18 protein-coding genes and 1 pseudogene are annotated in these 18,407 nt (G+C 74.5%); 12 read left to right on the plus strand and 7 right to left on the minus strand.

The features are described 5' to 3' along the window. Window positions 1–20 precede the first annotated feature (20 nt). A complete protein-coding gene (locus C3489_RS29210; RefSeq protein WP_308460828.1) occupies window positions 21–1,091 on the minus strand; it encodes a hypothetical protein in 1,071 nt (356 codons plus the stop codon). Between the two features lie 70 nt (window positions 1,092–1,161). On the opposite strand from C3489_RS29210, the gene C3489_RS29215 reads away from it, so the two are divergent. Continuing rightward, entirely contained in the window at window positions 1,162–1,614 is a 453-nt protein-coding gene (locus tag C3489_RS29215) for a DUF4442 domain-containing protein (protein WP_181139896.1), read from the plus strand. A 57-nt stretch (window positions 1,615–1,671) separates the two neighbouring features. On the opposite strand, the pseudogene galU reads toward C3489_RS29215, so the two are convergent. Beyond that, a pseudogene (galU, locus tag C3489_RS29220) lies at window positions 1,672–2,627 on the minus strand (UTP--glucose-1-phosphate uridylyltransferase GalU). A gap of 297 nt (window positions 2,628–2,924) precedes the next feature. On the opposite strand from galU, the gene C3489_RS29225 reads away from it, so the two are divergent. Beyond that, the gene (locus C3489_RS29225; RefSeq protein ID WP_103785083.1) at window positions 2,925–5,396 is read left to right on the plus strand and encodes a beta-glucosidase; all 2,472 of its coding nucleotides are present in this window, start codon (window positions 2,925–2,927) and stop codon (window positions 5,394–5,396) included. Between the two features lie 127 nt (window positions 5,397–5,523). Then, window positions 5,524–6,174: a DedA family protein gene (locus C3489_RS29230; RefSeq protein ID WP_103785084.1), complete on the plus strand. Its 651-nt coding sequence runs from the start codon at window positions 5,524–5,526 to the stop codon at window positions 6,172–6,174. Between the two features lie 64 nt (window positions 6,175–6,238). Here C3489_RS29230 and C3489_RS29235 read toward each other — a convergent pair whose 3' ends face one another. Then, a complete protein-coding gene (locus C3489_RS29235; protein ID WP_103785085.1) occupies window positions 6,239–6,766 on the minus strand; it encodes a gamma carbonic anhydrase family protein in 528 nt (175 codons plus the stop codon). A gap of 74 nt (window positions 6,767–6,840) precedes the next feature. Between C3489_RS29235 and C3489_RS29240 the strand changes: the two genes are divergently transcribed. After that, a complete protein-coding gene (locus C3489_RS29240; protein ID WP_374936788.1) occupies window positions 6,841–7,671 on the plus strand; it encodes an acyltransferase in 831 nt (276 codons plus the stop codon). Window positions 7,672–7,739: 68 nt separating this feature from the next. Here the strand turns inward: C3489_RS29240 and C3489_RS29245 are convergent, their stop codons facing one another. Continuing rightward, entirely contained in the window at window positions 7,740–8,597 is an 858-nt protein-coding gene (locus C3489_RS29245) for an EamA family transporter (protein ID WP_103785086.1), read from the minus strand. 109 nt (window positions 8,598–8,706) lie between these two features. On the opposite strand from C3489_RS29245, the gene C3489_RS29250 reads away from it, so the two are divergent. Together C3489_RS29250 and C3489_RS29255 are read left to right on the plus strand one after the other, a co-directional pair. Next, complete coding sequence (locus tag C3489_RS29250) at window positions 8,707–9,279, plus strand: helix-turn-helix domain-containing protein (RefSeq protein ID WP_103785087.1); 573 nt, start codon at window positions 8,707–8,709, stop codon at window positions 9,277–9,279. A 43-nt stretch (window positions 9,280–9,322) separates the two neighbouring features. Further along, the gene (locus C3489_RS29255; protein WP_103785088.1) at window positions 9,323–9,880 is read left to right on the plus strand and encodes a YbaK/EbsC family protein; all 558 of its coding nucleotides are present in this window, start codon (window positions 9,323–9,325) and stop codon (window positions 9,878–9,880) included. 31 nt (window positions 9,881–9,911) lie between these two features. Here C3489_RS29255 and C3489_RS29260 read toward each other — a convergent pair whose 3' ends face one another. Beyond that, on the minus strand, window positions 9,912–11,105 hold the full coding sequence (locus tag C3489_RS29260) for a cation diffusion facilitator family transporter (protein WP_258055008.1): 1,194 nt from the start codon (window positions 11,103–11,105) through the stop codon (window positions 9,912–9,914). Window positions 11,106–11,165: 60 nt separating this feature from the next. Here C3489_RS29260 and C3489_RS29265 point away from each other — a divergent pair, with 60 nt between their 5' ends. Then, window positions 11,166–11,525 carry a metalloregulator ArsR/SmtB family transcription factor gene (locus tag C3489_RS29265; protein ID WP_181139897.1) on the plus strand — a complete coding sequence of 120 codons (360 nt, stop codon included), beginning with the start codon at window positions 11,166–11,168 and terminating at the stop codon, window positions 11,523–11,525. 1 nt (window position 11,526) lies between these two features. Here C3489_RS29265 and C3489_RS29270 read toward each other — a convergent pair whose 3' ends face one another. Both C3489_RS29270 and C3489_RS29275 read right to left on the minus strand, forming a co-directional pair. Continuing rightward, window positions 11,527–12,744, minus strand: a complete 1,218-nt coding sequence (locus C3489_RS29270) for a 4-hydroxybenzoate 3-monooxygenase (RefSeq protein WP_103785091.1) — start codon at window positions 12,742–12,744, stop codon at window positions 11,527–11,529. A 20-nt stretch (window positions 12,745–12,764) separates the two neighbouring features. After that, window positions 12,765–13,172 (minus strand): CoA-binding protein, encoded by a 408-nt coding sequence (locus C3489_RS29275; RefSeq protein WP_103785092.1) that lies wholly within the window; start codon window positions 13,170–13,172, stop codon window positions 12,765–12,767. 114 nt (window positions 13,173–13,286) lie between these two features. On the opposite strand from C3489_RS29275, the gene C3489_RS29280 reads away from it, so the two are divergent. The 5 genes from C3489_RS29280 to C3489_RS29300 all read left to right on the plus strand — a co-directional run. Continuing rightward, window positions 13,287–14,162 carry a hypothetical protein gene (locus C3489_RS29280; RefSeq protein ID WP_103785093.1) on the plus strand — a complete coding sequence of 292 codons (876 nt, stop codon included), beginning with the start codon at window positions 13,287–13,289 and terminating at the stop codon, window positions 14,160–14,162. Further along, window positions 14,159–14,698 (plus strand): histidine phosphatase family protein, encoded by a 540-nt coding sequence (locus tag C3489_RS29285; protein ID WP_103785094.1) that lies wholly within the window; start codon window positions 14,159–14,161, stop codon window positions 14,696–14,698. Before C3489_RS29280 ends, C3489_RS29285 begins: the two co-directional genes overlap by 4 nt. Window positions 14,699–14,746: 48 nt before the next feature. After that, window positions 14,747–15,373: a YigZ family protein gene (locus C3489_RS29290; protein ID WP_103785095.1), complete on the plus strand. Its 627-nt coding sequence runs from the start codon at window positions 14,747–14,749 to the stop codon at window positions 15,371–15,373. A gap of 107 nt (window positions 15,374–15,480) precedes the next feature. Then, on the plus strand, window positions 15,481–16,644 hold the full coding sequence (locus C3489_RS29295; RefSeq protein WP_103785096.1) for an exonuclease SbcCD subunit D: 1,164 nt from the start codon (window positions 15,481–15,483) through the stop codon (window positions 16,642–16,644). Window positions 16,645–16,699: 55 nt separating this feature from the next. Beyond that, on the plus strand, window positions 16,700–18,407 hold a 1,708-nt coding region (locus tag C3489_RS29300), incomplete at its 3' end, for an AAA family ATPase (protein WP_146075369.1).

Raw genomic sequence — 18,407 nt, forward strand, 5'->3', positions numbered from 1 at the left:
GAATCGGTCACTGCCCCTTGTCAGGGACGTACCAGATCAGGACTGCGACGGCTCGACCAGCCGGACCGTGCCGAGGATCTGCCGGATCGTCGTGTCCGGAACCTCCTCGCCGATCCCCTTGCCCCCACGAACGACCAGGAGGCGAAGTCGCCTTCCGCGTTCTTGAACGCGAACGTGGTGGCCTTGCCCTCGGTGTCGCACTTGTGCCGCCGTACGACTCCGGAGGACTGCGAGGTGGCCAGGCTGCCCGTGAGGCCGGAGGCGGTGGTGAAGGACGTGACCGCGGACGTGGTGAGCTTCTTGTGGTCCGGCTGCGTGTAGGCGCCGTAGACCCAGGCCGCGGAGTCGGCGCGGGCGATCTCCTCGGTGCTGCGCGCGCCGTTGTTGCCCCGGGAACCGGCGCTGCCCAGCGAGGTGTAGTCGATGCTGCCGTCGCGGTCGGTGTCCTCGCCGCACCACTGCTCGCTCAGCACGGCGGGTGCCTTCATGGCGACCAGGGGCTTGTCCTGCGGGTCGTTCTTCTCGGAGACGTAGCTGACCCAGTCGCGCGACTTCAGGGTCCAGGCGGCGGGTACGTCGAAGGCGACCCCCAGGTCGGCGTTCACCACGACCTTCCAGCCGGCGATCGTCGGCTTCGGTGCCGCGTCGGAGTTCCTGGAGTCGCCGGTCGCGGTGGGGGAGGCCGACGCGGAGGACGCGGTCGGGTCGGGGGCGGCCTCGCCGTCGGAGTCACCGCCCAGCAGCACCACGCCGGTCACCGCCGCGGCGGCCACCACGGCCGCGGCGAGCGTGAGGGCGATCACCTTGGTCCGGCGGCCCGAACCGCCGGGCGGCGGCGGTGCCGTGACCGTGGGCACCTCCCAAGGGGCCGGAGCGGGCTGGGCGTAGGGGCCGGACTGCTGGTAGCCGGGCTGGTGGTAGGGGTTGGGCTGCCCGCCGGGACCCGGCTGCGCGCCTGGGCCGTACTGCCCGCCGGGACCCGGCTGGCCGCCTGAGCTGTACTGCCCGCCCGGACCCGGCTGCGCGCCCGGACCGTACTGCCCGCCGGGACCCGGCTGCCCGCCCTGGGACGACTGATCTCCTGGCCACATGGGCGGCAAGCATACGGCGAGCGGTCCGCGAGTCTGGCTCCGCGACCCTACTCGTGGGTAACATGCTGCCATGAGCGCAGACCAGATGTCGATCGGCGAGATGCTCGCCGCCACCGTGCCGATGGCCCGGACCCTGAAGCTGGAGTTCCTTGAGACCACCCCGGACAAGGCGGTGGTGTCCCTGCCGGACCAGGGGGAGTTCCACAACCACGTGGGCGGGCCGCACGCCGGCGCGATGTTCACGCTCGGGGAGTCGGCGAGCGGCGCGATCGTGCTGGCCGCGTTCGGTGACCAGCTCGCGCGGGCCGTACCGCTCGCCGTGCGGGCCGAGATCGCCTACAAGAAGCTGGCCATGGGGGCCGTCACCGCGACCGCGACGCTGGGGCGCCCGGCCGCCGACGTCGTCGCCGAACTGGACGCGGGGCAGCGGCCCGAGTTCCCGGTCGCCATCGAGATCCGGCGCGCGGACGGCGCCGTGACCGGCGAAATGACCGTGGTGTGGACCCTGCGCCCCAACGGCTGAGCCGGCACCCGGCGGGAATGGCCGAGGGTCCGCGTCCGTGCGGGCTCCCGGCCTTCCTCATGCCGCCGGGCGTGAGGTGTCCTGCGGGCCCGCCCCGGCGTCCAGCGCCGCCACGAAGTCCCTCAGCCACGCCCTGAACCGCGGCCCCAGGTCCGGGCGTTCGCAGGCCAGCCGCACCACCGTGCGCAGATACTCGGCCTTGTCGCCGGTGTCGTAGCGCCGGCCGCGGAAGAGCACGCCGTGCACCGTGCCCGCCGCGGCCAGTTCCTGCAGGGCGTCGGTCAGTTGCAGCTCGCCGCCGCGCCCGGGCGGGGTGCGCTCAAGGACGTCGAAGACGGCCGGGTCGAGGACATAGCGGCCGATGACCGCGTACCGGCTGGGAGCCGTGGCGGGGGCCGGCTTCTCGACGAGCCCCGTGACGCGTACGACGTCGGCCTCGCTGGTGGCCTCGACGGCAGCGCAGCCGTAGAGGTGGATCTGCTCGGCCGGCACCTCCATCAGCGCCACCACGCTGCCCTCCCGTGCCGCGCGGACCTCCAGCATGCGGCTGAGCAGCGTCTCGCGCGGGTCGATCAGGTCGTCGCCGAGCAGCACGGCGAACGGCCGGCCGCCCACGTGCCGGCGCGCGCACAGCACCGCGTGGCCAGACCCAGCGGCTCGCCCTGGCGGATGTGGTGGATGTCGGCCAGCCGGGCCGCATCGCGTACCGCGTCCAGCCGCACGGTGTCACCCCTGGCCGCCAGCGCCTGCTCCAGCTCGACGGCGTGGTCGAAGTGGTCCTCGATGGCCCGCTTGTGCCGCCCGGTGACCATCAGGACGTCGGACAGGCCGGCCGCGGCGGCCTCCTCGACGACGTACTGGATGGCCGGCTTGTCGACGACCGGCAGCATCTCCTTCGGTGTGGCCTTCGTCGCGGGCAGAAAGCGGGTGCCGAGCCCGGCGGCGGGAACGACGGCCTTGCGGACCGTACCCGGATGCGTGGGGGAGGAGTCGGGGGCGCACATGCGGGCCATCCTGGGCGACCGGGATAGGAGCGGGCCCGGTGTGGGATGGGAGGCGGCTGTGGACGGATGCGCGGCGCGTCCTGACGCGCGCCGGCCGGCGTGGCGGTGACCTCGCGCGGGGGTCACCCGTCCAGCGGGCGCCCACCCCCGTTTCCCGCCGTCCCCCGGCGTTTTCCCCCTCGCCTCGTTGACTCGGGTGATCACCGGTCGTACGTTGCCGACGCGCCACGGCTTCTGACGGTCCATCAAACAGGTGGGTCATGCGGTTCACATCGCCGTTCCCGCGCACCGAAGGAGTGACGGCCCGTGTCCGACACTGTCTCCCGCAGGTCCGCCCTGTCCCTGCTGAGCGGCACGATCGCCGTCGTAGCGGCGGCCACCGGGTCCCTCGCCCTCAGCCACAGCGCCTCGGCGCGCAGCGGTCCCGACCGCCCGGCCGGGTCCCGGGTCGCACGGCTCCTGCGCGCGCTCACCCTCGACGAGAAGGTCTCGCTGCTGCACGGCGCCACCGACCCGGCCACCCTCGGCGAGGCCGGCTACGTCCCAGGGGTGCCCCGCCTCGGGATCCCGCCGCTGCGCCTGGCGGACGGCCCGGCCGGCGTGCGGGTCAACCGGCCCGCCACCGCGCTGCCCGCCCCCGTCCTGCTCGCCTCCGCGTTCGACCCGGAGCTGGCCCGCCGCTACGGGCAGGTCATCGGCCGCGAGGGCCGTGCCCTCGGCCAGGACGTCCTGCTCTCCCCGATGGTCAACCTCATCCGCGTCCCCTACGCCGGCCGCAACTTCGAGACGTTCAGCGAGGACCCGCTGCTGGCCTCCGACCTGGTCGCCGCCGAGATCGAGGGCATCCAGGGCGAGGGGCTCATCGCGACCGTCAAGCACTTCGCGCTGAACAACCAGGAGAAGGACCGCATGTCCATCGACGTGCGCGTCGACGAACGCACCCTGCACGAGGTGGAACTGCGCGGCTTCGAGGCCGCCGTCCGGGCCGGCACCGGAGCCGTGATGGGCGCCTACAACAAGGTCGACGCCACCTTCGCCTGCGAGAACCAGGCCCTGCTCACCGACGTCCTGCGCGAGCGCTGGGGCTTCGACGGCTGGGCAATGACGGACTGGTACGCCGGGCACAGCACCGACAAGGCGCTCACCGCCGGACTCGACATGGAGATGCCCAACGGCACCTGGTTCGGCACCGCGCTGCTCACGGCCGTGCGCGAGGGACGCGTCGCCGAGAAGTACGTCGACCGCGCCGTGGCCCGCGTGCTGGCCGTCATGGACCGCTTCCGGCTGCTCGACGGCCAGGTGCCGCCCCGCCCCGCACGGGACGCGACGGCGGGCGCCGCCGTCGCCCTGGAGGTCGCCAAGGCCGGGGCGACCCTGCTGCACAACCCGCACGGCACCCTCCCGCTGACCGCCGGGAGCATCGCGGTGATCGGCCCCACCGGCGCGGTGCCCTTCGTCAGCGGCGGCGGCAGCGCCCACGTCGTGCCCGACCACGCCGACAGCCCGCTGGACGCCCTGCGCGCACGGGCCGACGGCGAGGTCACCCACGCCCTCGGCGAGGACCTGTACGGCAAACCGCTCCCGCCGGGCGCGCTCACCCCCGCCTTCACCAGCGAGGGCCACAGGGTCGACGCCGGGACGACATGGACGTACGACGGAACGCTCACGGTCGCCGAGGCCGACGAGTGGACCTTCGTGCTCCACTTCTCCGGTGCGCCCACCGGCCGCCCCAAGGTGCAGCTGGACGGCACCGAACTCTTCCCGCTCGCCCCCGGCTGGGGCGAGGCCTTCTCCGGCGGCCTGCTCGGCACCGCCCCCGACGGTCTCGCCGTGCGCCGCGCGACGCTCCGCCTCACCGCCGGCACCCACCGGCTGCACATCACCGCCCAGGGCGCGGCGGCCGGACTGCTGTTCCGGCTGCGGCACATCACCGGCGCCACCCGGGCCGCGGACCTCGCCGAGGCGGTACGGACCGCACGCGCCGCCCACCAGGTCGTGCTGTTCGCCTACGAGGACGCCACCGAGGGCCAGGACCGCACCACCATCGCGCTGCCCGGCCACCAGGACCGGCTGATCGAGGCGGTGACCGAGGCCAACCCGCGCACGACCGTCGTCCTCAACACCTCCTCGGCCACCGCGATGCCGTGGCTGGAGCGCACCGGCGCCGTGCTCCAGATGTACTACCCGGGCCAGGAGGGCGCCGCCGCCACCACCGCCGTGCTGTTCGGCGACTGCGACCCCGGCGGCCGTCTCACCCAGACCTTCCCCGTCGACGACGACCACCACCCCGTCGCCGGCGACCCGCGCCGCTACCCGGGCGTCGACGGCGTCGAGCAGTACTCCGAGGGCGTCCACGCCGGCCACCGCTGGTACGACGCCGAAGGGGTGCGGCCGCTGTTCCCCTTCGGGCACGGGCTGTCGTACACCTCCTTCGCCTACGAGGACCCGTCCGCGCAGTGGACCGCGGACGGACTGGACGTCGGCTTCACCGTCCGCAACACCGGCCCGCGCACCGGCGTGGACGTGCCGCAGGTGTACGTCGGGGCGTCCCCGGACCTGCCCCTCGACCAGCCGGTACGGCTGCTGGGCGGCTACCGGCGGCTCACCCTGCGGGCGGGGGAGCGGCGCCGGGTCACCGTGCGCGTCGCCCCGCGCACCCTGTCCTGCTGGGACACCGCCCGGCACGACTGGGTGCTCGGCACCGGCCGCCGCACGGTGTGGATCGGCGCCTCGTCGCGCGACCTGCGGCTGAGCACCAGCGCGGAGGTGGGAGGGTGAGGCCGCCGGCGGTCCGGCCGGGACACGCGGCCCGGCGCCGCCGGCCGCCGACCCGGTAGGCTTTCCGGCGTGCGCCTCGACGGCGCGCGCCGGGACAGCAGGGCAGTGAAAACGGGAGGGACCGGCAGTGCACGTCCAGGAATGGCTCGACACGGTACCGGCCGGCGCCGTCTACGCGATGGTGGCCCTCGTCATCGGCCTGGAGAGCCTGGGCATCCCGCTGCCCGGCGAGATCGTCCTGGTCTCCGCGGCGCTGCTGTCCTCCCAGCACGGCGGCATCAACCCGGTCGTCCTCGGCGCGTGCGCCAGCGCCGGCGCGGTGATCGGCGACTCCATCGGCTACGCCATCGGCCGCAAGGGCGGACGGCCGCTGCTGGCCTGGCTCGGCAAGAAGTTCCCCAGGCACTTCAGCGAGGGGCACGTCGCCACGGCCGAGCGGTCCTTCCAGAAGTGGGGCATGTGGGCGGTCTTCTTCGGCCGCTTCGTCGCCCTGCTGCGCATCTTCGCCGGGCCGCTCGCGGGCGTGCTGCACATGCCGTACTGGAAGTTCCTCACCGCCAACTTCCTCGGCGGCGTCGTCTGGGCGGGCGGCACCACGGCCGTCATCTACTACGTGGGTGTCGTCGCCGAGTCCTGGCTGAAGAAGTTCTCCTGGCTGGGCCTGGTCGCGGCGCTGCTGATCGGGCTGGCCTCCATGCTGGTGGTCAAGCGCAAGGCGAAGAAGGCGCAGGCGCAGGGCGCACAGCAGGAACCGGAACCTGTCGGCGCCGGCGAGTAGTCCGGCCGAAGGGGCGCGGGGAACTGCGCGACCAGCCCCCCACCACCCGCACTCGCACGACGTATCAGGCATGCACCTCGTGATGCGCCTTCGCCAGCTCCGCGTACATGGTGCCGTTGAGCGTCACGCCCTGCCGCTCCTCCTCGCTCAGCTCCCGGCGGACCTTCGCCGGGACGCCCGCCACCAGTGACCCCGGCGGCACGACCATCCCCTGCGGTACCAGCGCCTGCGCCGCGACCAGGGAGCCGGCGCCGATCACCGCGCCGTTCAGGACCGTGGCTCCCATGCCGACCAGGCAGTCGTCCTCCACCGTCGCGCCGTGCACGACGGCGTTGTGGCCCACGGAGACGCGCTCGCCGATGGTGACCGGGAAGCCCGGGTCGGCGTGCAGGGTGCAGTTGTCCTGGATGTTGCTCTGGGAGCCGACGCTGATCCGCTCGACGTCACCGCGCAGCACCGCGCCGTACCAGACGCTCGCGCCCGCGCTCAGCGTCACGTCGCCGATCACCGAGGCCGTCGGCGCGACGAACGCCTCGTCGTCGATCTCCGGTTCTCTGCCACCGATGCCGGTGATCAGCGCCTGGTGCGTCATGGGTGCCTCCTCGCTCGTCGTTCGGCAGCACGGTACGCCACCCGGTGGGGTGAAGATCACAGGGTTCCGGGCTGATGGGTGTGCGGCGCGCGGATTACGGTGAGCGGGTGCTTATGCGCAAGAACACGTTCTCGTCCTGGCGGCGCCGCCTCGCGCAGCGCGCCGTCCACGCCGGCTGGGCCTGGGTGCAGCGCACGGGCTCGGTGAGCGCCGAGCGCCCCGGCCGCTTCCGCTTCGGCGCGATGGGAACGGGTACCAGGCTCGCCTTCCCGCTCGGGACGGTCTTCGGCGAACCGTGGATCCACGTCGGCTCCCACTGCATCATCGCCGAGCAGGTCACCCTCACCGCGGGCCTGATGCCGGACCTCGACCTCGGGCCCGAGCCGATCCTGCGCATCGGCGACGGGGTGGTGCTGGGGCGCGGCAGCCATGTCATCGCCGACACCAGCGTGACCATCGGCAGCGACTGCTACTTCGGGCCGTACGTCTACGTCACCTCCACGAACCACTCCTACGACGACCCGCACGAGCCCATCGGCAGGCAGTGGCCGCGCATGGAGCCGGTGGAGATCGGCCCGGGCTGCTGGATCGGCACCGGCGCGGTGATCCTGCCGGGCGCCCGGATCGGCCGGAACGTGGTGGTCGCCGCCGGCGCGGTGGTGCGGGGCACGGTGCCCGACCACGCGGTCGTGGCCGGGGCGCCCGCCCGGGTCGTACGGCGCTGGACGCCTGACGACGGCTGGCAGCCGCCGCTGCGCACGCCGGCCCCTGTGCCGATACCCGAGGGCGTCACGCCCGGCCAGTTGCTGGCGCTGTCCGGCCTGGACGAGGAGACGGCGGCGAGACTGGCCGAACTGGACGAGGAGCAGGCGGCGGGTCTGGCGCGCTTGGAGACGGAGGCCTGAGAGCCCGCGGACGCGGGTCTGCCTGAGCCGTGGACCCGAGGCGGGGGACGCCTTCCCCGAGGGCCGGTTCAGCCCGTCGCCAGGAGCAGGGTGCCCAGCAGGGCCAGGCCGGCCCCCGCCGCCTGGGTCGCGCGCAGGCGTTCCCGCAGGAAGCCCCGGGCGGCCAGCGCGGTCACCACCGGGTAGAGCGAGGCGAGCACCGCGGCCACGGTGACCGGGCCGTGCTGGGCGGCGATCGAGTACGTGCCGTTGGCCGCGACGTCCGCCAGGCCGACGAAGCCCAGCGCGGGCAGCGCGGCCCACGGGAAGCCGCTCTCGGGCAGCGCGGCCCCGCCCCGCTTCACCGAGACCCAGAGCGCGGCGCCCCCGACGGCCACGTTGGTCACCCGCTGCACGAACAGGGCGAGGAAGAGCCCGGTGACGGTGGTCGACGCCTCCGCGATCAGCGCGAACACGGCGCCGAAGCCGAGCGCCGCGACGAGCGTGAGCAGGATCGTCTGCCGCTGCACGGGGGCGCCCTTGAGCTGCGGCCCGCCCGCCAGCACGACCCCGGTGACGGCGACGGCGGCGCCCGCGACCTGCGTCAGCCCGGGCCGCTCGCCCAGGACGAGGCCGACGCCGACCGGTACGGCCACGCTCAGCGTCGCGAGCGGTGAGACGACGCCCATCGGGCCGAGCGCGAGCGCCTTGTAGAAGCAGATCATCGCCACCGGGCCCACCAGGCCGGCCGCGAAGGCGAACCACAGCCGCGGTCCCGCCTCGCTCCAGCCGCCCGTCGCGACCACGATCGCGCCGAGCACGGCCGCCGCGATGGCCTGGGAGACGACGACCACGGTCAGGGCGGGTGCGCGTCGCGTCAGCACTCCGCCGCCGAAGTCGGCCAGGCCCCACAGCAGGCTGGTGGCCAGGGCGAAGAATGCTGTCACGGTACGCCTCGCAGTACAGTTCGGTGGACGATCGGGTGCACCCCACCGTAGTTCAGTGAAGTGAACGCTGTCATCGAAAATATTTGACTTCCCGGATATTGGACGGAATGTGTCAGACCTCGACCTGCTGACCCAGTCCCTCGCGCGCAACGTCAAGCGCTGGCGTACCGAGCGCGGATTCACCCTCGACGGGCTCGCCGCGCGGGCCGGCGTCAGCCGCGGCATGCTCATCCAGATCGAGCAGGCCCGCACCAACCCGAGCATCGGCACGGTCGTCAAGATCGGTGACGCGCTGGGCATCAGCATCACGACCCTGCTCGACTACGAACAGGGCCCGACGGTCCGCATCGTCCCCGCCGACCAGGCGGTACGGCTGTGGCACACCGACGCCGGCAGCTACAACCGCCTGCTGGCCGGCACCGAGGCCCCCGGCCCGCTGGAGATGTGGGACTGGCGGCTGATGCCGGGCGAGTCCAGCCCGTCCGACCCGCACCCGGCCGGCACCGTCGAGCTCGTGCACGTCACCGCCGGAGAGCTGACCCTCACCGTGGAGGGCGTCGCCCACCGGGTACCGGCCGGCGCCAGCGCCTCCTTCGAGGCCAACACCCCGCACACCTACGGCAACGAGGGCGACGAGCCGATGGAGATGATCATGGCCGTCTCGGTGCCGCCCGTGCGCTGAGACGCCCCCGCACCGCGCCCGCCGCAGTTGCTAGCGTGCCGCCATGCAGGCACCCATCGGACACTTCGAGCAGGCCACGCCCGCCCCCGACTGCCTCGACGAGCTGACCCCGCCGGTCGCCGACGCCGTACGGCGCTGGCACGGCAGCGTGCCGGCCGAGCAGATCGTCTACGTCGACACCGACCCGCAGTGGGCCGACACCGCCGTCTTCGTCGAGCACTACGGCCGTGAGCTGCTGGAGCAGAGCGCGAACTGCGTGGTCGTGGCCGGCAAGCGCGGCGGTGAGACCACGCTCGCCGCGTGCGTCGTGCTCTCCACCACCCGCGTCGACGTCAACGGCGTGGTGCGCCGTCACCTGGGTGTGCGCAAGGCGTCCTTCGCGCCGATGGACACGGCGACGGGGCGGACCGGCATGGAGTACGGCGGTGTCACGCCGATCGGTCTGCCCGAGGGCTGGCCGGTCCTGGTGGACGCCGCGGTCGTCGACCTGCCCTACGTCCTGGTCGGCAGCGGGCGGCGGCGCGGCAAGCTGCTGGTGCCGGGCAAGGCGTTCGCCGAACTGCCTGGCGCGGTCGTGCTGGAGGGGCTGGGCGTCGCCTGACACCTCCGGAGGCTGACCCGTGCGGCGGACGTCACGCGGCCCGTGCGTGGTGCGCCAGCGCCAGGTGCGGGTCCGCCTCGCCCGGCACCGGCGCCGGGTCCGCGTGCACCAGGGCCGCCGTCAGCCGCGGCACCGCGTGCAGCAGGGCGTGCTCGGCGTCCACGGCGATCGCGTGCGCCCGCCGCACCGACACCTCGCCGTCCACCACGACCGAGACCTCCGCGCGCAGCCGGTGCCCGATCCAGCGCAGCCGCAGCTCACCCACCCCGCGCACCCCGGGCACCGTGCGCAGCGCCGCCTCCGCCCGGTCCACCAGTGCCGGGTCGACGGCGTCCAGCACGCGCCGGAACACCTCCCGGGCCGCGTCCCGCAGCACCAGGGCGATCGCCGCGGTGATCACGAGTCCCACCAGCGGGTCGGCCAGGTCCCAGCCCAGGGCCGAGCCGGCCGCGCCGAGCAGCACCGCCAGCGACGTGAACGCGTCGGTGCGGGCGTGCAGTCCGTCGGCGACCAGCGCGGCCGAGCCGATCTCCCGGCCGACGCGGATGCGGTACCGGGCCACCCACTCGTTGCCGGCGAACCCGGCCAGGGCGGCCACCGCCACCGCGCCCACATGCGTCACCGGCCGCGGATCGAGCAGCCTGCCGACCGCCGTCCACCCGGCGAACACCGCCGACGCGGCGATCGTCAGCACGATGACCAGCCCGGCCAGATCCTCGGCACGCCCGAAGCCGTAGGTGAAGCGCCGGGTCGCCGCCCGGCGGCCCAGGACGAACGCGATGCCCAGCGGTACGGCCGTCAGCGCGTCCGCCGCGTTGTGCACCGTGTCGCCGAGCAGCGCCACCGAGCCCGACACCGCCACCACCAGCGCCTGCGCCAGCGCGGTCACGCCGAGCACCGCGAGGGAGACCCACAGCGCGCGCATGCCCCGGGCGGACGACTCCAGGGCGGCGTCCACCTTGTCGGCACTCTCGTGGGAGTGCGGGGTGAGCAGATGCGCGAGGCGGTGAGCGAGGCGGGCGTACCGGCCCTGCGCGTGCTCGTGCGGGTGCTCGCCGTGCCCTTCGTGCCGGTGCGCGTGCTCGTGCGGGTGCTCGCCGTGCCCTTCGTGCCGGTGCGCGGGGTGGTGCGGGTGCTCGCCGTGCCCTTCGTGCCGGTGCGCGTGCTCGTGCGGGTGCTCGCCGTGCCCCTCGTGCCGGTGCGCGTGGTGGTGCCGGTCGCTCACGGGTCTCCCCTTTCGGTGTTCGGGGTGGACGTACCCCGTCCACGGCGCCATTATGTGCGTATGAGCGCACGCATGCACCTGTCATCTGCACATGATGCGCATCCGCGCACCCCCGGCGAGGAGCAGTTCGCGCTCGCGGCCGAACTGCTCTCCCTGCTCGGGGACCGCACCCGCCTGGCCCTGCTGCACGCCCTGGCCACCCGGGAGGCCGACGTCGGAACGCTCACCGAGGCGTGCGGGGCGGCCCGCCCGGCGGTGAGCCAGCACCTGGCCCGGCTGCGCCTCGCCGGGCTGGTGACCACCCGCAAGGAGGGACGCCGGGTGATCTACGCGCTGCGCGACGGCCATCTGCGGCGCCTGGTCGACGAGGCGCTCAGCGTCGCCGACCACCGGCTCACGGACCGGCCCCCGCACGACTGACTCAGTAGCGCTCCGCGCTGCCCAGGTACTGCTCGGCGAACGCGGCGGCGGCCACCGGCGAGCTGAACAGCCGCCGCAGCCGGGCCAGCGCGGTCCCCGCCCGGAACGGCTCGCCCGCCGCCGGCCCGTGGTACACCTCCGACAGCCACTGCGAGAACTCCTGGTAGTCCCACACCCGGCGCAGACACGCCGCGGAGTAGCCCGCGAGCGAGCTGTCGTCGTCCCGGGTCAGCCGGGCCACCAGGGCGTCGCCGAGCAGGAACGCGTCATGCAGCGCGAGGTTCATGCCCTTGGCGGCGATCGGCGCGACGAGATGGGCGGCGTCACCGGCCAGGAACAGCCGGCCGGACGCCATCGGCTCGACGACGTAGTCGTGCATGTCCAGCACGCGCTGCTCGATCAGCGGCCCCTCGACCGGCTCCGGTGCCCCCCGAGCCGCGAGCCGCACCCGCAGCTCCTCCCACACGCGCGCGTGCGACCAGCTCTCCGCATCGTCGCCGGGCGGGCACTGCAGGTAGTAGCGGGTCATCTCGGGGCTGCGCGGCATCTGCCCGGCGAACCCGTGCGGATGGACGCCGAAGAGCACACAGTCCGTGGACGGCGGCGCCTCGGCGAGCAGCGCCAGCCAGCCGATGCCGTAGTCGTGCCGGGCCACCCGCGCCCGGCCGTCCGTCACCACCGCCCGCGTCACCCCGCGCGCCCCGTCGCACCCGGCGACGAAGTCACAGCGCAGCAGCCGCCGTTCACCCGTCTTTGGGCAGGTGTACGACACCGACGGCCGGTCGGAGTCGATGTCGTGGACGGCCACGTCCCGCACCTCGAACCGGACGTCCCCGCCGCGCTCGTCGGCGTACGCGCGCACCAGGTCGGTCACCAGCAACGGCTGCGGATACACCCAGTGGTGAAGGCCCGTCAGATCGCCGTAGCCGAAGCGGTACCGGCCGCCGCCGAAGCGGAACTCGCACGCCGTGTGCCGCTGGGCGCCGGCCAGCAGGCTCCCGCCGAGCCCGCGCTTGTCCAGCTCCCGGACCGCCCATTCCTCCAGCACCCCGGCTCTGGGCCGCCGTTCGATGAACTGCCGGGTCTCGGTCTCCAGCACCACGCACCGCACACCGGCGGCCGAGAGGATGTTGGCGACCGTGAGGCCGGCGGGTCCGGCACCCACGACGACGACGGGAAAGTGCTCTATGACAGGGGAGTTGGGGGTCACGCCGGTCATTATGGCCGGGACCCCGCAGGTCAGCGCAGCCTGGGGATCTCGATGGCGGGGCAGCGGTCCATGACCATCTCCAGACCGGCGGCGCGTACGCGCGCGTAGGCGTCCTCGTCGATCACGCCGAGCTGGAACCAGACCGCCCTGGCGCCCTTGGCGACGGCCTCGTCCGCGACACCGCCGGCCAGGTCGCTGTTGACGAAGACGTCCACGACGTCCACGTCGAAGGGGATGTCCGCGAGCGTGGCGTACCCCCGCTCGCCGTGCACCGTCTCCGCCTTCGGGTGCACCGGCACGATCCGCTTGCCGAACCGCTGGAGCACCTGTGCGACCCCGTAGGCGGCACGGCCGCGGTTCCCGGACAGCCCGACGATTGCCCAGGTGTCACCGAGCTCGGTGAGGATCTTGCGGATGGTTGCCTCGTCGCCGTACACCGGCGGCCTCCCTGGACGTCGAAGTGAAGGGGAAACGCTCTCCTGGTCGACAACCGTCGAGGGGCGGCCGGGATTCCGCCTGCGCGCGGGCGCTGTCGGGCCTACGCTCGCTGCGTGCTGCGCATCACCGACGCCCGAACCGGAAACCTCGTCGAGGCCGCCCCCGTGCGCCGCGGCCTCACCCGCATCGAGGCGCACGCGCCCGGCCACGACGCCGCCTCCCTGCGGGTCCTGCTCGTCACCGACCTGCTCGTGCGCGCCCTGGAACTCGGCGGCACGCCCGTGTGGGCGCTGCTGGCCGGACACCGGGAGCGGGCGGAGCTGCGCGCGAGCGCCGCGGCCCTCGGCATCCGCCCGCTGGAGGAAGCCCATGACGCGGTGACCGGCGGTCTGGGCGAGGCCCAGGTCGTCCACGTGGTGGGGGAGGGCGGGATCGCGGTGGAGGAGCGCGGGACCGTCGCGGGGGACGGCGGCACGGCCCCGGACGGTGTCCGGCTCGCGGTCGGGCCCGTGATCCTGGCGGACGGTGATCCGGGGGACCGTGATCCGGAGGTCGGCGCTCCAGAGGGCGTCGTTGCAGAGGATGTCGATCTGCTGGACCAGGACCGGGCCGGCGGCCTCCGGGTGCCCGGCCTCCCGGCGGGCGCCGACCCCGCCGCCGTACGTCTCGCACTGCTGTCCGCGCCCCGCACCGCGCCCGTCCGGCTGGACCCGCAGACGCTGGCCGTGGCCCACGGCACGCTCACCCGCTGGCGCCGCGCCGTCGCAGGCTGGGCGTGCCGGCCCTCGCGGCCTGTCCCGGACGAGGTGCGCACCGCACTGCGCACCGCCTGGGAGGACGACCTCGACATGCCCGCCGTGCTGGACGTCCTGCGCCGCGTGGAGGACGCCGGACCCGAGCTGCCGGAGGGCGCACGCTTCGAGACGTACGTCTACGCCGACCGCCTGCTCGCTCTGGACCTCGCCCGCGACCTGGGCTCCGCGCCATGAGCGCGGCCGGCGCCGGACCGCTGCGCCGGCTGGTGGTCCTGCGGCACGCCAAGTCGGCGTGGCCCGAGGGCGTCCCCGACCACGAGCGTCCGCTCGGGCCGCGCGGGCGGCGCGACGCCCCGGCCGCCGGGCGGGCCCTCGCCGAAGCGGACCTGCTCCCGGACCTCGCCCTGTGCTCCACGGCGCTGCGCGCCCGGCAGACCTGGGACCTGGCGGCCGCGCAGTGGGGCACCCCGCCCCCGGTCCGCTTCGAGCCGGGGCTGTACGCGGCCGCCGCCCAGGACCTGCTCCGGGCGGCCCGGGCGACACCGCCCCAGGTGCGGACCCTGCTGCTGATCGGGCACAACCCCGGCCTTGAGGACCTCGTCCTGACGCTGGCCGGGGACGGGGTCGACGACACCCTGGAGCGGCTCCGGGTGAAGTTCCCCACCTCCGCGATCGCGGTCCTCACCTGGTACGGGCGCGACTGGGCCGCGCTCGCCCCGGGGGCGGCCCTCCTGACGTCCCTGACCGTGCCCAGAGGCGCCAAGCGGTAGCCCGGCCCACGGCGGGGCGCATCCCTTCCGTGCGCATAGGCTGGCCGGATGCAGGACGAGTACCGCACGATCGCCCGCCCCGGCGTGCACGAGACCGAGGTCAACCGCTCGCGTTTCCTGTGCGCCCTGGCCCCGGCGGCCACCGAGCAGGAGGCCCAGGAGTTCATCGCCGCGGTCCGCAAGGAGCACGCCGACGCCACGCACAACTGCTGGGCGTACGTCATCGGCGCCGACGCCTCGACGCAGAAGGCCAGCGACGACGGCGAACCCGGCGGCACCGCGGGCGTGCCGATGCTCCAGATGTTGCTGCGCCGCGACATGCGGTACGTCGTCGCCGTCGTCACCCGCTACTACGGGGGCGTCAAGCTGGGCGCCGGCGGCCTGATCCGCGCCTACGGCGGCGCCGTCGGCGAGGCCCTGGACGCCGTCGGGACGCTCACCCGCCGGCGCTTCCGCCTGGCCACCGTGACCGTCGACCACCAGCGGGCCGGCAAGGTGCAGAACGACCTGCGCTCCACCGGCCGCGAGGTGCGGGACGTGCGCTACGGCGAGGCCGTCACCATCGAGATCGGGCTGCCGGACGCGGAGGTGGACGCCTTCCGCGCCTGGCTGGCCGACGCCACCGCGGGCACGGCCGGCTTCGAACTGGGCGGGGAGGCCTACGGGGACGCATGACATTCCGGACAATCCGCCTCTAACTGGCCCGCTCTGGAACGGTCATGGCGGGCCGTTACGGGAGTAACCGCCCGTGATGTCAGACCCGGCCGTTAACCTCGGGGATCATGAGACTGCTGCACACTTCCGACTGGCACCTCGGCCGGGCGTTCCACCGGGTGAACATGCTCGGCGCCCAGGCCGAGTTCGTCGGTCACCTCGTCGCCACCGTGCGTGAGCGCGGCGTCGACGCGGTGGTCGTGTCGGGAGACGTGTACGACCGCGCGGTCCCGCCGCTCGCCGCGGTCGAGCTGTTCGACGACGCCCTGCACCGGCTCGCCCGGCTCGGCGTGCCCACGGTGATGATCTCCGGCAACCACGACTCCGCCCGCCGCCTCGGCGTGGGCGCCGGGCTCATCGACCGCGCCGGCATACACCTGCGCACCGACCCCGCCGGATGCGGTACGCCCGTCGTGCTGCGCGACGCGTTCGGCGACGTCGCCTTCTACGGGCTGCCCTACCTCGAACCGGCCCTGGTCAAGGACGAGTTCGGGGTGGAGACGGCGGGCCACGAGGCGGTGCTCGGCGCGGCCATGGACCGGGTCCGCGCCGACCTGGCCACCCGCGCCCCGGGCACCCGCTCGGTGGTCCTCGCGCACGCCTTCGTCACCGGCGGCCAGGCCAGCGACAGCGAGCGGGACATCACCGTCGGCGGGGTGGCCGCGGTGCCGGCCGGCGTCTTCGACGGGGTGGACTACGCGGCCCTCGGCCATCTGCACGGCTGCCAGACCATCACCGAGCGCGTGCGCTACTCGGGCTCCCCGCTGGCGTACTCCTTCTCCGAGGCCCACCACCGCAAGAGCATGTGGCTGATCGACCTCGGCGAGGGCGGCTCGCTCACCGCCGAGCGGATCGACTGCCCGGTGCCGCGCCCGCTGGCCCGGCTGCGCGGCACCCTGGAAGAGCTGCTCGCCGACCCCGGCCTCGCCCGCCACGAGGACGCCTGGGTCGAGGCCACCCTGACCGACGCCGTCCGCCCCGCCGACCCGATGGCCCGGCTCTGCGAGCGCTTCCAGCACACCCTCAGCCTCGTCTTCGCACCGGAGCGCGAGCCCGACGACCCGCAGGTCACCTACGCCCGCCGGCTCGCCGGGCGCAGCGACCAGCAGATCGCGGAGGACTTCGTCGCCCATGTGCGCGGCGCGGGACCGGACGCGGACGAACAGGCGGTGCTGCGCGAGGCGTTCGACGCCGTGCGCGCCGACGCGACGGTGCGGGAGGTGGCGCGGTGAACCCGCCGGCCGTGATCGGGGCGGGGCGCGCGGTGAACCCGGGGGAGGTGGCCCGGTGAGACTGCACCGGCTGGACATCACGGCCTTCGGGCCGTTCGGCGGCGCCCAGAGCGTCGACTTCGACGCCCTCTCGGCGGCCGGGCTGTTCCTGCTGCACGGCCCCACGGGCGCCGGCAAGACGTCCGTGCTCGACGCCGTCTGCTACGCCCTGTACGGCTCCGTGCCGGGCGCCCGCCAGGGCATGACCCTGCGCAGCGACCACGCCGACCCGCGCACCCGCACCCAGGTCACCCTCGACCTGACCGTGGCCGGACGGCGGCTGGAGATCACCCGGCAGCCGCCGTGGGAGCGCCCCAAGCTGCGCGGCACCGGCACCACCGTCGACAAGGCGCAGACCTGGCTGCGCGAGTACGACCCCGTGGCCGGCGCCTGGAAGGACCGCAGCCGCTCCCACCAGGAGATCGGCGAGGAGGTCACCCAGCTGCTCGGCATGAGCCGCGAGCAGTTCTGCCAGGTCGTCCTGCTGCCCCAGGGCGACTTCGCCCGCTTCCTGCGCGCCGACGCCGAGGCACGCGGCCGGCTGCTCGGCCGGCTCTTCGACACCCAGCGCTTCGCCGACGTCGAGAAACGGCTCGCCGACCGCCGCCGCACCACCGAGGCGCGGGTGCGCGACGGCGACGCCGCGCTGCTCGCCGACGCCCACCGGATGCAGCAGGCCGCCGGGGACGCCATGGAGCTGCCCGAGCTGACCCCGGGCGAGCCGGGCCTGGCCGACGCCGTGCTGGGCGCCGCCGCCGTGGCCCGCTCCACCGCCCGCGAGCAGCTCACGATCGCGCGACTGCGGCTGGCCGCCGCCGAGTCCGCCCAGGCCGCCGCCGGTCGCGCACTGGAGGAGACGCGGGAGGTGGCCCGGCTCCAGCAGCGGTTCGCACAGGCCCGCGAGCGCGCCCGGCTGCTGGAGGAGCGCGCCGAGGCGTACCGCGCGGCGCAGGCCCGCATGGAGCGCTCCCGCAAGGCGGAGTCCGTGGCCCCCGCGCTGCACCTGCGGGACGACGCCGAGGCCGAGCACGAGCGCGCCGCGCGGCAGGAGGCACACGCGCGTGCCCTGCTGCCCGACACGTACGCCGAGGCCGGCGCGGCCGGGCTCGCCGCCGCGGCACGCCGGGCCGCCGAGGAGCTGGGCTCTCTGGAGTCCGCCCGCCGCGCCGAACAGCGCCTGACCGACCTCCTCGCCGAACGCGCCGGCCTCGACCGGCAGGAGCGCGCCGACGACGACGTCCTCGCCGACGCCGAGCAGTGGCTCGCCGGGTGGGAGGAGACCCGCGCCGGCCTCCAGGCCCGGATCGACGCCGCCCAGGAGGCCGCGGCCCGCGCCGAGCAGCTCGCCGAGCGCCGCGAACCCGCCCAGCGGCGGCTGCGCGCCGCCCGCGAGCGCGACCGGCTGGCCGGGGACACGGAGGCAGCCGCCGCACAGGTCCGCCGGGCCGAGCAGGACGCGCTGGCGGCCAAGGAGCACTGGCTGGACGTCAAGGAGCAGCGGCTCGACGGCATCGCCGCCGAACTCGCCGCCCGTCTGACGGACGGTGAGCCCTGCGCGGTGTGCGGCGCCACCGAGCACCCCGCGCCCGCCCGCAAGGACGCCGGGCACGTCGGCCGGGACGCCGAGGAGGCCGCGCTCGCCGCCTACCAGCACGCCCAGCAGGTGCGCGACGACGCCGAACGACGCCTGGCCGCCGTACGCGAGGCCCTTGGCCGCCGCCACC

Source organism: Streptomyces sp. Ru71 (assembly GCF_002920535.1).
GTDB lineage: Bacteria > Actinomycetota > Actinomycetes > Streptomycetales > Streptomycetaceae > Streptomyces.